10 protein-coding genes and 1 riboswitch are annotated in these 12,673 nt (G+C 70.5%); of the genes, 5 read left to right on the forward strand and 5 right to left on the reverse strand.

All coding sequences use genetic code 11. The features are described 5' to 3' along the window. Window positions 1-25 precede the first annotated feature (25 nt). The gene (locus tag ABKA17_RS00875) at window positions 26-1,087 is read right to left on the reverse strand and encodes a C40 family peptidase (RefSeq protein WP_353689836.1); all 1,062 of its coding nucleotides are present in this window, start codon (window positions 1,085-1,087) and stop codon (window positions 26-28) included. Window positions 1,088-1,567: 480 nt separating this feature from the next. Here ABKA17_RS00875 and ABKA17_RS00880 point away from each other — a divergent pair, with 480 nt between their 5' ends. Beyond that, window positions 1,568-1,921, forward strand: coding sequence for a hypothetical protein (locus ABKA17_RS00880; RefSeq protein ID WP_046261580.1), 354 nt, complete (start codon window positions 1,568-1,570; stop codon window positions 1,919-1,921). 1 nt (window position 1,922) lies between these two features. On the opposite strand, the gene ABKA17_RS00885 is transcribed toward ABKA17_RS00880, so the two are convergent. Next, window positions 1,923-2,906, reverse strand: coding sequence for a tellurite resistance/C4-dicarboxylate transporter family protein (locus tag ABKA17_RS00885; protein ID WP_353689837.1), 984 nt, complete (start codon window positions 2,904-2,906; stop codon window positions 1,923-1,925). A gap of 123 nt (window positions 2,907-3,029) precedes the next feature. Here ABKA17_RS00885 and ABKA17_RS00890 point away from each other — a divergent pair, with 123 nt between their 5' ends. Then, complete coding sequence (locus ABKA17_RS00890; protein WP_353689838.1) at window positions 3,030-3,629, forward strand: hypothetical protein; 600 nt, start codon at window positions 3,030-3,032, stop codon at window positions 3,627-3,629. A gap of 20 nt (window positions 3,630-3,649) precedes the next feature. On the opposite strand, the gene ABKA17_RS00895 is transcribed toward ABKA17_RS00890, so the two are convergent. Continuing rightward, on the reverse strand, window positions 3,650-4,804 hold the full coding sequence (locus tag ABKA17_RS00895) for a C40 family peptidase (RefSeq protein WP_353689839.1): 1,155 nt from the start codon (window positions 4,802-4,804) through the stop codon (window positions 3,650-3,652). 8 nt (window positions 4,805-4,812) lie between these two features. After that, a riboswitch (cyclic di-AMP (ydaO/yuaA leader) is annotated at window positions 4,813-4,970 on the reverse strand. Between the two features lie 284 nt (window positions 4,971-5,254). On the opposite strand from ABKA17_RS00895, the gene ABKA17_RS00900 reads away from it, so the two are divergent. Both ABKA17_RS00900 and pcrA read left to right on the forward strand, forming a co-directional pair. Then, window positions 5,255-6,352 (forward strand): ScyD/ScyE family protein, encoded by a 1,098-nt coding sequence (locus tag ABKA17_RS00900; protein ID WP_353689840.1) that lies wholly within the window; start codon window positions 5,255-5,257, stop codon window positions 6,350-6,352. A gap of 164 nt (window positions 6,353-6,516) precedes the next feature. Then, window positions 6,517-9,000 carry a DNA helicase PcrA gene (pcrA, locus tag ABKA17_RS00905; RefSeq protein WP_353689841.1) on the forward strand — a complete coding sequence of 828 codons (2,484 nt, stop codon included), beginning with the start codon at window positions 6,517-6,519 and terminating at the stop codon, window positions 8,998-9,000. A gap of 62 nt (window positions 9,001-9,062) precedes the next feature. On the opposite strand, the gene ABKA17_RS00910 is transcribed toward pcrA, so the two are convergent. Continuing rightward, window positions 9,063-10,505: a M23 family metallopeptidase gene (locus tag ABKA17_RS00910; RefSeq protein ID WP_353690736.1), complete on the reverse strand. Its 1,443-nt coding sequence runs from the start codon at window positions 10,503-10,505 to the stop codon at window positions 9,063-9,065. Window positions 10,506-10,730: 225 nt separating this feature from the next. Continuing rightward, on the reverse strand, window positions 10,731-11,597 hold the full coding sequence (locus ABKA17_RS00915; protein ID WP_353689842.1) for a lipase family alpha/beta hydrolase: 867 nt from the start codon (window positions 11,595-11,597) through the stop codon (window positions 10,731-10,733). A 584-nt stretch (window positions 11,598-12,181) separates the two neighbouring features. Between ABKA17_RS00915 and icmB the strand changes: the two genes are divergently transcribed. Beyond that, window positions 12,182-12,598: a coenzyme B12-dependent isobutyryl CoA mutase small subunit gene (gene icmB / locus ABKA17_RS00920; RefSeq protein WP_353689843.1), complete on the forward strand. Its 417-nt coding sequence runs from the start codon at window positions 12,182-12,184 to the stop codon at window positions 12,596-12,598. Window positions 12,599-12,673: the final 75 nt, after the last annotated feature.

The raw sequence follows: 12,673 nt of genomic DNA on the forward strand, positions 1-12,673 counted from the left end.
GGCCGGAGCCCGGCACCCCGGGACCTCACACCACCCGGGTCGCCCCCGCGAACGGCATCTCGTCCAGTGGCGCGACCCGCACCGGTGCCGAGGGGTTCGGGGCGTGGATCATCTGGCCGTTGCCGATGTAGATGCCGACGTGGCTGATGGCGGAGTAGAAGAACACCAGGTCGCCCGGGAGGAGTTCGGAGCGCGAGACGCGGCGGCCGGCGTCGATCTGGGCGTAGGTCGTGCGGGGCAGGGAGATCCCGGCGGAGCGGTAGGCGGCCTGGATCAGGCCCGAGCAGTCGAAGGCGTCGGGGCCGGTGGCGCCCCAGACATAGGGGCTGCCGAGTTTCGAGTAGGCGTACGAAATGGCGGACTGGGCACGGGAGTTGGGGGCCTGTACGTCACTCGCGGCGGTCAGGGCGTCGCGGGCGCCGGACCCGGAGCCGTAGCCGGAGGAGCGTGAGGCGCGCTGCGCATCGCCGGCGCTGTCGTCGTCCGGTAGCTGTGCCATCAGTCGGCGGGCCGCGTCCAGCTTCCCGGTGATCGTCTTCTTGTGCCGTTTCAGTTCCGCCTGCCGCGACTTGAGCGAGGCCAGTTCGACATGGGCGGCGCCGCGCAGCTGCTCGATCTCCCGCAGCTGTCTGCGCACGCTCGAGACGGAGTTCGCCTGCCGGGTGCCCGCCCGCTCGACGAACTCGGCGCCCTCGAGATAGCGGTCGGGGTCGTCGGAGAGCGCCAGTTGCAGCGCGGGGTCCAGGCCGCCGTCGCGGTACTGCGCCGCCGCCATCGAACCCAGCGCGTCCCGCGCCGAGTTGAGCTTGTCCGTCTTGCGTGCCGCCTCGTCCCGCAGCGACTTCAGCCGCTCCTCGGCCGCATCCGCCTTCTCCTTCGCGCCGTTGTACTTCTCGGTGGCGACCTCCGCCTCCTGGTACAGCTTGTCCACCTTCGCCTTGACCTGCGCCGGTGTCAGGTTCGGCTCGGCGTACCCGGTCCCGTCGAAGCCGGTCGCGGTCGCCGCGCCCGCCAGGGCGATCGTCGCCGCCGTACGGACCGTATTGCCGCCGGCCGAGCGCTGCCTGGGCTTGCGGTGCGCTGCCACGTGGACTGCACGTCCTTTCGTACGACCGCCTGGTTCCCGTGCCGCCGCCCCGGACGTCCTGTGGGTCGTTCGGCCGCCAGGGGGAGCGGACGGGCGACCGCCCGGGGCGGTTCACGCGTCCGGCGGCGGCCCGCACAGGGGGAGCGGGCCGCCGCCGGACCTTCTCGGCGGTGGTGTCCGACTGCCGCCCCTGGCCCGGGCGGCGGTGGGGAGCCGGTCACCTGGTGGAGGACGCTAAACCTCACTGTGTCGTGGGGGTAACGGGATGCGCGGAACTGCTCCGAAGGGGCGGCCGGGTGACCGCATGCGACCGTGATTCCCTTCTCGTGCCGTCGACTTCACGCAGTGTGATGACCGAAGTGGGGATTCCGGAACGGACGGGGGCGATGAGGTGCTATGGGCCGCATATATGCAAGATCGTGACGGAAGCGGCAGGGCGGTGTAGGGCGGCTCAAGTGCCTCTGATTAGGCTCCGGCCTCATGGACGTACTCATCCATCTCTTCGTGGGCCTGCACATCATCGGCATCGCCTCGTTGCTCGGCGGCTTCCTCACCCAGATGAAGGCCATGGGTCAGGGAACCGCCCGCTTCGTCCCGGCGATGCTGCACGGCGCGCTCACCATGCTGGTCACCGGTGTGATCCTGGTCGGCCTCAACCAGGCGGACGACCAGTCCGTCAACAACGTCAAGATCGGCATCAAGCTGGCCCTGCTGGTGGTGATCCTCGGCCTCGTCTACGTGAAGCGGGACGACGAGAAGGTGGAGAAGGGGCTGTTCGGCCTGGTGGGCGCGTTGACCGTCACGGACATCTTCATCGCGGTGCTCTGGACCTGATTCAGCGTGGTGCCGTGGTTGCGAGGGACGTGAGGGCGGCCCGCGCCGACGCGGCGGCACCCGCGGCGACGGCGAGCCAGGCCGCCACCGCGATCCACAGCAGTACCTGACCGGGCGTCCTGAGCCAGGACACATCGAGGGCGGCGGCGACGGACAGCGTCGCCGCCGATGTCATGCCCATCGGGAACACGGTCGCCCAGCGGCGCACGTCGTAGCGCGGCCGGCGCCGCAGGGCTTCCGCGACGAGCAGGACGGCGTACCAGGCCAGGTCGAGCACGAGCAGTGCGACCGTCACGGCGCGCAGTACGTCGTTGTCGTCGACGTTCCACAGATACAGGCGGGCGCTGTCCGCGGCGATGAGCTTCGCGCCGGCCAGCGCCGAGATGGCCATCGCCCCGCCGGCCACCCAGTGGTCCCCGGCGCCCGCGGTCACCTGGCGCAGGTCGAAGAGGGCCAGGGCGATGCCGTAGAGGACCAGGCCGAGCCAGAACAGCACGAGCGCCGTGTGTGCGAGCCATGCCGTCGACTCGGCCGCGGCGAGCGTGGCGCCGAGCACGGCGAGCCCCTGCGTGGCCACGCAGGCGAGGAACACCGCCCCCGGCATCCGCCGCTTCCAGTACCCCACGACCAGCACGATCAGCACCGGCCACAGCAGCGCGGACAGCGCGAGCAGCGCCTCGGCGAGGGCCTGCCAGCCCAGCGCGGAGAGCCGGGTGCCGAGCACGGTCGTCGCGGCCACGGCGGTCAGGGCGCCCGGTGTCTCGGCCTCCGCCACCCATCGCGGCCGGTCCCGCAGCAGTCGTACGGCGAAGTCCGCGGCCAGCGCGATCCAGGCGGCGCCGGCCAGTGCGAGGGCGATGCGGGACAGGGTCTCGTGGTCCGTCAGATGCAGACCGACCGACAGGATGCCGGTCGCCATCACGGCGGCGCCGGCGGCCGGCGGACGCTGCGCCCACCAGGCGCGGAGCGGGGAGGGTCCGGGCATGAGGCGATGCTAGGGAGCGCGGGAGGAGGGCGGGGGCAGGGCACGCGCGCGTGCGTGGAGATGGCCTCCATCTGAGTAGTTCCGCTCATGACAACCACCGTGCCGGGCCGGAACACTCTGCCCATGCTCCTCAGGCGATCAGCCGCAGCGGCCGCCCTCCTCGCGATCACCCTGACCGCGTGCGGAAGCCAGAAGGGTGGTGCGCGGGCGGAGTCCGCGCCGTCCGCGCAGTCGACAGCTCCCTCGCCCTCCTACGCGCCCCCGCCCAAGTGCGCACAGGCCGCCCGGACGCCCGCCCCGGTGCCGTCCTATCCGAGTCCCCGCACCGGCACGGTCCGGCCGGAGGAGAACCTCGACCAGCCCCCGAACTACGCCGACAACCACGCGTACCGCATGCAGGCCTCCCTGAGCGCCGAGCAGCGGGCCAGCGGCCAGGCGTCGGCGGAACTCATCCTCGCGGAGCTGGCGAAGGTCCGGAAGGAAGGCGGGTCGGGGGAGTACGGCGGCTTCAGCGACGCGCGCGTGAAGGCGGCGCTGGCCCGTGTCGGCTGCGGCGAGAAGCACGGGCTGTCCGTCGGGAACGGCTTCTACGCCGTCTACACGGGCGTCGTGTGCGTCTCCGGACGAGTGACGAAGGACGAGCTGACCGGCGAGGTGCACGGCGTCTACGCCGAGCCCCAGCCCGGTGAGGGGCCCTGTGTCGAGAACCGCGGAGGTCACTGACGCCAGGGCCCTGCGGCGCGTCAGGCCGGCCGCACCACGCTGTGGATCGCCGACTCACCGTCGTAGTAGATCGACTCCTCGCGCACGTACGCCCCCGGCTTCGGCGCGTGGATCATCATGCCGTTGCCGATGTAGAGGCCGACGTGGGTGACGTCGTCGTAGAAGAAGACGAGGTCGCCGGGGCGGGCGTTGGCGAGGGTGACCGTGGCGCCGAAGTTCACCTGGTCGTAGGTGGTGCGCGGGAGGGTGATGCCGGCGGCGTTCCAGGCGGCCTGGGTGAGGCCGGAGCAGTCGTAGGAGTCGGGGCCGGTGGCGCCCCAGACGTACGGCTTGCCGACCTGTGAGCGGGCGAAGGCGAGCGCCTTCTCGGCCTTGGTGGCGTACGAGGAGTCCGTGGCCTGGGAGGACGACGACGAGCCGCTGGTCGACTCCTGGGCGGCGGCCGCCTCCTGAGCCGCCTTGTCCTCGGCGGCCTGCTGCTTGGCCAGTTCCGCGGCCTTGCGGGCGGCCTCCTCCTGCTTCTCCTTCTCGATCGCCGCGAGCCGCGCCTTCTCCTCCGCGGTCAGCTTCGACAGCAGCTCGCGCGCGTCGGACAGCTTCTGCTGGACGGTGGCCTTGGCGGTCTTGAGGTCGCTCTGCGAGTCGGTGAGCGTCTCGAGGCTCTGGGTGGCCTCCTGCCGCTTCTTCATCGTCGCGGACTGCTCGGTGACGTAGTCGTCGACCGCGTCCTTCTGACGGGACGTCATACGGCCCATCAGCTGCGTCTGGTCGAAGTAGTCCTGCGGGGAGTCCGCGAGCAGGAAGGTCGCCGTGTCGGGCGCGGAGGCGCCGGTGCGGTACTGGGCCGCGGCGAAGGAACCGAGCTCCTCGCGGGCCTCGTTGAGCTTCTGGGTGCGCTTGGCGACGTCGTCGAGGAGGGTGTCGACCTCCTTGCGCTGCTTGGCGGTCTTCTCCTTGGTCGCGTTGTACTTCTCGGTCGCCGACTCCGCCTGGCGGTAGAGGTCGTCGACCTTCTTCTCGACCTCCTCGATGCTCGGCTTGTCGTCGGTCGAGGGGGCCGCGGTGGCCGTCTGGGAGAGCAACGCCACGGAGGTGAGGGCGGCCGTGGCCAGAGCGGGGGTGCGTATACCTGCCACGCGCGTACCAGCGGGAGGCGACTTGCGGTGCGACGCCAAGGTTGGCGACTCCTTCCATGCTCCGCCTACCGAGTTAGCTGTCGGGTTCGGGCGGGTGCTTCGGAAGGTGTGCCCTACGGCCGTTCCCCGGAGGGGAGTTGGGCCGATTCACCCCAGGTCGGTGTGGGTCCCCGGCTCCGGCTGCCTGGACGGGCGCACCGGACTCGGCGGAGGCCGCGCGGCCCGGCGATGTTCGCCGGTGGGGGTCGTACGGCCTTCCGGCACGGTAGCCAACGCGTGTGGCCCCTGTGAAGGTTGATGTTCGATATGCCCGATACATTTTCGTGACCTTAGGTCAGGACGTAGCCGACCGTGGCCAATACGGAGTGATCTGCCAGGAGTTGTACGTATTTTGGGCGGAGTGACGACGTCCGCCCGCTTCCGGACGCTAACTTCCAGCCGAGCCGCGGTCGGGTGCCGTGGCGCACGAAGGGCACAGGGGGTTCGGCCATGAGGAAGCGCACATCGTTCGTCGTCGCCACAGGAGTCGCGCTCGTCGCCACCGCGGGCCTCGCCCCGGCGACCGCCTCGGGCGGCCACGGCGGCGGAAAGCCGGTCGTCCGCGTGATCGCGACCGGCCTCGACAACCCACGCCAGCTCTCCTACGACCACGACACCGGGCAGCTGTACGTCGCCGAGGCCGGCCGCGGCGGCAAGAAGTGCATCGGCGAGGGACCCGAAGGCGAGACCTGCGTCGGCCTCTCCTCCGCCGTCACCAGGATCTACTGGGCCCAGGGCGCGTGGCAGCACCACCGGGTCGTGCAGGGCCTGCCCTCGGGCGCCGCCCCCGACGGCGGTTTCGCGACCGGCCTGGACGGCGTCTCCGCCCTCCACGGCGAGCTCTGGGGCGTCGAGACCTACGCCCCGCCGGAGGCCGGCGTCCCGACGACACCACCCTGGAACAAGCTCGGCAAGCTGCTGCGCATCGACCCCGGCGGCGGCCACGACAAGGCGAGGATCGCCGCCGACATCTCGGCCGTCGAGTTCCGGTACAACCCGCACAAGGCCTCCGTCGAGTCCAACCCGTACGCCGTCCTCGCGCTCCCGGACGGCCGCCGGATCGTCGCCGACGCGGCGGGCAACGACCTGGTCGTCGTGTCACCCAAGGGCAAGGCGCGCCCCTTCACGGTCTTCCCGGACCATGACCGCAACCAGTCCGTCCCCACGTCCCTGGCGCTCGGCCCCGACGGCAACCTCTACGTCGGCGAGCTGAACGGCGAGGCCCAGAAGCCCACGGCGCGCGTGTGGAAGGTCGACCCCCGGACCGGCCGGATCCTCGGCTGGAAGTCGGGCTTCGGCTCGATCACCGGCATCGCCTTCAACGACAGCGGCGACCTGTACGTCAGCCAGCTCTTCACCGGCGCCGTGACCAAGGTCTCGCACGGCAAGCGTACGAACGTGAAGGTGCCGTTCCCGGCGGGCGTGGCCGTCGACCCGTACGACGGCAAGGTGTACGTCTCGGCCTGGTCGGTCGCGGACCGTGACGCCACCGTGATGGAGGGCAAGAAGACACCGGGCGGCCAGGTCTGGAAGATCCTCGGCTTCTGAACCGACGGCCGAAAAGAGGCCATGTTCCCAGGGCGGCGGCGGGGTGTCAGTGGGGAGCCGTAGGGTCTGTCCGACGGCCTGGTTCGGCTTTGCGCCGGGGCCTGGTCAACAGACCCCGCGACCCCCGGACCGGGGCATCGGGGAGGCCCTAAACTCGGAGAGCGATGAGCAGCCTCTTTGATGACAGCTTCCTGGCGGATCTGCAGGGCCCCAAGGGCCATGTGGAGGAGCCCCCGCCGCCGCCCGAGGACGAGCACGGGCCGGAGCCCGTTCCGGACGATCTGTTCGGCGGGAAGTTCGACGTGCCGCCGGACCGGGACGCGTACTACCGCGACGGGGCCCCACGCCCGGTCCTGGACGCGGCCGCGCTCATCGACGGGCTCAACGAGAACCAGCGGGCGGCGGTCGTCCACTCGGACACCCCGCTGCTGATCGTGGCCGGCGCCGGCTCGGGCAAGACGCGGGTGCTGACCCACCGCATCGCGTACCTGCTGGCCGAGCGGAACGTGCACCCGGGCCAGATCCTCGCCATCACCTTCACCAACAAGGCCGCGGGCGAGATGAAGGAGCGCGTCGAGCAGCTCGTCGGCCCGCGCGCCAACGCGATGTGGGTCATGACCTTCCACAGCGCGTGCGTGCGCATCCTGCGCCGCGAGAGCAAGAAGCTCGGCTTCACCTCGTCGTTCTCGATCTACGACGCCGCCGACTCCAAGCGCCTGATGGCCCTGGTCTGCCGCGACCTGGACCTCGACCCCAAGCGCTTCCCGCCCAAGTCCTTCAGCGCCAAGATCTCGAACCTCAAGAACGAGCTGATCGACGAGGAGGACTTCGCCGCCCAGGCCACCGACGGCTTCGAGAAGACCCTCGCCCAGGCCTACGCCATGTACCAGTCGCGGCTGCGGGAGGCCAACGCCCTCGACTTCGACGACCTGATCATGACGACGGTCAACCTGCTGCGCGCCTTCCCGGACGTCGCCGAGCACTACCGCCGCCGCTTCCGGCACGTCCTGGTCGACGAGTACCAGGACACCAACCACGCCCAGTACGCGCTGGTCAGGGAGCTGGTCGGGACCGGTTCGCACGACGAGGACGTCCCCCCGAACGAGTTCGACGTCCCGCCCGCCGAGCTGTGTGTCGTGGGTGACGCCGACCAGTCGATCTACGCCTTCCGTGGCGCGACGATCCGCAACATCCTCCAGTTCGAGGAGGACTACCCGCAGGCGACCACGATCCTGCTGGAGCAGAACTACCGCTCCACCCAGACGATCCTGTCCGCCGCCAACGCGGTCATCGAGCGCAACGAGTCCCGCCGCCCCAAGAACCTGTGGACCAACGCGGGCGCGGGCGCGAACATCACCGGCTATGTCGCCGACACCGAGCACGACGAGGCGCAGTTCGTCGCCGACGAGATAGACCGACTGACGGACGCGGGCGACGCGAAGGCCGGCGACGTCGCCGTCTTCTACCGGACGAACGCCCAGTCCCGAGTCTTCGAAGAGATCTTCATCCGCGTCGGCCTGCCCTACAAGGTCGTCGGCGGCGTCCGCTTCTACGAGCGCAAGGAGGTCCGGGACGTCCTGGCCTACCTGCGCGTCCTCGCCAACCCCGAGGACTCCGTCCCGTTGCGCCGGATCCTCAACGTGCCCAAGCGCGGCATCGGCGAGCGCGCCGAGGCGATGATCGACGCCCTGTCCCAGCGCGAGAAGATCAGCTTCCCGCAGGCGCTCAAGCGGGTCGACGAGGCCTACGGCATGGCAGCGCGGTCGACGAACGCCGTGAAGCGGTTCAACGTGCTGATGGAGGAGCTCCGGACCATCGTCGAGTCCGGCGCGGGCCCGGCGACCGTCCTGGAGGCGGTGCTCGAACGCACCGGCTACCTCGCCGAGTTGCAGGCCTCCACCGACCCGCAGGACGAGACCCGGATCGAGAACCTCCAGGAACTCGCCGCCGTGGCCCTGGAGTTCGAGCAGGAGTCCGCCGAGGGCGAGGAGACCGGCTCGCTCTCCGACTTCCTGGAGCGGGTCGCGCTCGTCGCCGACTCCGACCAGATCCCCGACGAGGACGAGGACGGCTCCGGCGTCATCACCCTGATGACCCTGCACACCGCCAAGGGCCTGGAGTTCCCGGTCGTCTTCCTCACCGGCATGGAGGACGGCGTCTTCCCGCACATGCGCTCCCTCGGCCAGACCAAGGAGCTGGAGGAAGAGCGGCGCCTGGCGTACGTCGGGATCACGCGCGCGCGTGAGCGGCTGTACCTGACGCGCTCGTCGCTGCGCAGCGCCTGGGGGCAGCCGTCGTACAACCCGCCCTCGCGCTTCCTCTCCGAGATCCCGGAACAGCACCTGGAGTGGAAGCGCACCGGCGCCACCTCGGCTCCGGCGGGCCCGACCTCGGGGATCGCCGCCTCGCTGTCGTCCTCCCGCTCGCGCTCCTCCGCCTCGGGCGCCTCCGGCTTCGCCACCCGCCGCACCTCCGAGAAGCCGGTGGTCTCGCTGGCCGTCGGGGACCGGGTCACGCACGACCAGTTCGGGCTCGGCACCGTGACGTCGGTCAAGGGCACGGGCGCGAACGCGGAGGCGACGATCGATTTCGGCGACGCCAAGGCGAAGCGACTGCTGCTGCGGTACGCGCCGGTGGAGAAGTTGTAGGAGCCGTTACGTGAGTGAGCCCCCGCTGTTCGACAGCGGGGGCTCGCAAGGCAGTTGAGGGCTTACGTCGGGTTCAGCCCGTGGCTGCGCAGCCACGGCAGGGGGTCGATCGCCGAGCCGCCCCCCGGGCGCACCTCGAAGTGCAGGTGCGGGCCGGTGGAGTTGCCGGAGTTGCCGGAGTACGCGATCGGGTCGCCGGCCTTCACGGTCGTACCGGAGGCGACGCGGTAGCTGGAGAGGTGGCAGTACCACGTCTCCGTGCCGTCCTTCGCGGTCACGATCATCATGTTGCCGTAGGCGCTGTTCCACTGCGTCCGCACGGTGCCGTCGGTCGCGGCCATCACCGTGGTGCCGTACGAGACCGGGAAGTCGATGCCGGTGTGCACGGACATCCAGTTGACGCCGGCCTGGCCGTAGTAGGCGCTGAGGCCGTGCTGGGCGACCGGGAGGGCGAACTTGGGGCGCAGCCGCTCCTTGCGGGCCGCCTCCTCCGCCGCCTTCTTCTTCTCGGCCACCTGCTGGGCCTTGAGGTCGATACGTTCCTGCGTACGGCTGGCCCGGTCGGCGAAGTCGTCGGCGCCGGCGGAGAGGCTCGCGAGCTGGGTGTCCAGCTTGTTGTTCGCGGCGGACGGCTTGACGGACTTGGTCGTCGCGTCGGACGCGGTCGTCGAGGTGTTCTTGTCGTCGCTCATGCCGCCGACGGAGGCGGCGGCGATCCCGGTCACGCCCATCACACACGCGGAAGGCACCGCGATCTTCATCAGCGCGGAGCGCTTGGGGGGTGTACGGCGGCGGGAGCGGCCCGCGTTGCGGGCGGCCATCCGCGAGCCCGGGGCCGGGACCGCGTCCTCCTCGCCGTCGAGGAGCGGGGCGGCCGCGTCCTCGGGGAAGGCGTCCTCGGAGAGGGCCGGCAGCTCGCCGGTGGCGATCGACTCGGCGTCGTGCGTGGCCGGTTCGTCGTACGCGACCTGCTCGAACATCGCCGTCGACTGGTGGTCGACGGGCTCCTCGTGGACCGGTGCGGTGCCGTCGGAGTTCCACTGCGTGGCGTCGTAGGCGCCGGTGTCGAAGGTCTGCGTGCCCCATTCCCAGTGCTGGGTCTGGTCGGCGGGGTTGCTGGACTGGTCGGGCTGGAGCCAGGCGTTCGCGTCCCACTGGCCACTGACGTCGGGCGAGCCGACCTGCGGCGGGATGGCGGAGAGCTGCTGGTGCTCGCCGGTCCAGTTCGTGGTGTCGTACGCGCCGGTGTCGTAGGCGGCGTGGTGCTGGGCCGCGTACGCGTCGTAGTTCAGGGTCTGGTGACTGTCCGTGGCCCACTGGTTGGCGTCGTACGACCCGGTGGCGTCACCGGGGAGACTGCCGAACAGAGGGTCCGCGTCGAAGTGCGTGGTGCTGTGGGCGCCCGTGTCGTGGCTGTAGCCGGCGAAGTCTCCGTACTGAGCTTCCTGGGTGCCGTACGACGCGTAGTGCGCCGAGGCATCGGAAGCGGGGGTCGGGGTGGTCATGGTCCCCGACGGGTACGGGTCGTTCACCAACTTCTCTTTCGCCTCGACAACAGGGGCTGCCAGAGCAGTGCGGTGACTGTACCCGGCGGTACGCGGGCACGACAATCTTCGGCAGGTTTCGCCTCTTCAGGAAACGGGCATCCGGGCGTGTTTCGGGGGACTGTGGGCGCGGGTTTGGCTTTGTGTTCGAAAGTTGTTCGATGTTGGACGGCTGTCACGCCACTGTCACGCCACTGTCAGACCTCCGGCTCCGGTGGCGGCCGCGGTTCCGGTCCACGGGGTGTCGAGCGCCTGCCGTATCCCGGTCGCGACGGCCGGGTGCACGGGGAGGGCGAGATGCCCGACCCCGCTCACCTGGACGTTCTGCGCCATCAGGTCGGGGTGGTCGATACAGGCGGTCTCCAGCGGCACCATCAGATGGTCCAGATCGCTCCAGAAGCTCACGAAGTGCGTACGGCAGCCCGGCGCGGGCCGGGTCAGCTCCTCGAGGACGTCCGAGCCGGGGCGCATCTGCCGCACGATCGGGTGCGTGTCCGCCAGCGGCACCACCCGGGTGCCGGAGTGCGGGGTGCCGAGCGTGACCAGGGTGCGCACCCGGAGGTCGCCGCCGAGGCACTGCACGTAATAACGCGCGATCAGCCCGCCCAGGCTGTGCCCGACGACATCGACCTGCCTGCTGCCCGTGCGCTCGCAGATCTCCTCTATATGGCGGCCCAGCAACTCGGCCGCGGTACGGATGTCGCACGTCAGCGGCGAGTAGTTGAGCGACTCGACCCGCTGGTGGCCGTGCTGGAGGAGGCTGCGGCGCAGCAGCACGAAGACCGAGCGGTTGTCGATGAAGCCGTGCAGCAGCACGACCGGGGGCTTGGTCTCCGTCGGAAGCTGCGCGGGGCCGTCCCGGGAAGGGAGCGGGACGGCCGGCGCGCGGCGTTCCTGCAGGACGCCGGAGGGATAGAGAAGGAGGTGTCCGGCGAGGATCGCGATCTCGAGGGCGGTCGCCTTCAGGAGCGTCACGGACAGTCCGGCCAGTCTGCTCGGGAGCAGCCGCTGGCAGAGCGGAAGAAAGGGCGCCGCTGCCCTGGTGACCTTCATGGCCGACCTCCTGTCGGCACACATGCGAAGGACGGCTCTGTCCCCCGTGTGCCCTCGTGGGAGACCGCGGCCGAGGCCTTCGGCGCGGCACGAGGAGGACGCGTGGGGTGAGTGCGGCGTGTGGCGCGAGTGGAGCGTGGTGCGCCGATGACGTGACGAGGCTCCCTGCCGGTGTGGCGACGAGGCTCCCCGCTGTCGTGCCTTACCTGCCCTACGTGCCCTTCGTGCCACCGTCGACGCGCCCCACCGCCACGGCGCGCGGCCCGCGACGCGGTGGTAAGGCGACCTCGTTGCGGCTCCCGTTGCGCTTGCTCCCGCTGCGGTACGGGTGCCGCAGGGTCCTGCGGTCCGTGTGCCGCAAAGACTCGGAACGGTGCGCGGCGAACGTGTCCCACCGTGTGATTTCCCCCTCGGTCCGCGCCGCGAAACTGCCGGTTGCGGGATGCTGGAGATAACGTTCGTTCACTTCCTCGCACAATGCGGTGTGAGGACGTCCGTGCCGTACCGGCGCCGCCGTGGTGACATTCCAGGCCTGTGCGGTACCTGTCGGTACGGATGGATGCAGTCGCTTCATGGAGGCAGTGATGGGTGTGGCAGCCGGTCCGATCCGCGTCGTGGTGGCCAAGCCGGGGCTCGACGGCCACGATCGCGGGGCCAAGGTGATCGCGCGGGCGCTGCGCGACGCCGGTATGGAGGTCATCTACACCGGGCTCCACCAGACCCCCGAGCAGATCGTCGACACCGCGATCCAGGAGGACGCCGACGCGATCGGCCTCTCCATCCTCTCCGGTGCCCACAACACGCTCTTCGCCGCCGTGATCGACCTGCTCAAGGAGCGGGACGCGGCGGACATCCTCGTCTTCGGCGGCGGGATCATCCCCGAGGCGGACATCGCCCCGCTGAAGGAGAAGGGTGTCGCGGAGATCTTCACGCCGGGGGCCACGACCCAGGCGATCGTGGACTGGGTACGCGCCAACGTGCAGGAGCCGGCGGGAGCCTGAGCTGCCGCGAAGCGGTGGACCGGGGCGTCCGGCGCCGGTCGGCGTCCCGGCCGGTGTCCCGGTTGGCGCCCCGAC

The organism is Streptomyces sp. RG80, assembly GCF_040446465.1.
GTDB lineage: Bacteria > Actinomycetota > Actinomycetes > Streptomycetales > Streptomycetaceae > Streptomyces.

Coding starts and splice junctions, on each gene's coding strand:
- ABKA17_RS00880 (WP_046261580.1), top strand. CDS start 1,568: ATGGACGTACTCATCCATCTCTTCGTGGGCCTGCACATCATCGGCATC.
- ABKA17_RS00885 (WP_353689837.1), bottom strand. CDS start 2,906: ATGCCCGGACCCTCCCCGCTCCGCGCCTGGTGGGCGCAGCGTCCGCCG.
- ABKA17_RS00890 (WP_353689838.1), top strand. CDS start 3,030: ATGCTCCTCAGGCGATCAGCCGCAGCGGCCGCCCTCCTCGCGATCACC.
- ABKA17_RS00900 (WP_353689840.1), top strand. CDS start 5,255: ATGAGGAAGCGCACATCGTTCGTCGTCGCCACAGGAGTCGCGCTCGTC.
- pcrA (WP_353689841.1), top strand. CDS start 6,517: ATGAGCAGCCTCTTTGATGACAGCTTCCTGGCGGATCTGCAGGGCCCC.
- ABKA17_RS00910 (WP_353690736.1), bottom strand. CDS start 10,505: ATGACCACCCCGACCCCCGCTTCCGATGCCTCGGCGCACTACGCGTCG.
- ABKA17_RS00915 (WP_353689842.1), bottom strand. CDS start 11,597: ATGAAGGTCACCAGGGCAGCGGCGCCCTTTCTTCCGCTCTGCCAGCGG.
- icmB (WP_353689843.1), top strand. CDS start 12,182: ATGGGTGTGGCAGCCGGTCCGATCCGCGTCGTGGTGGCCAAGCCGGGG.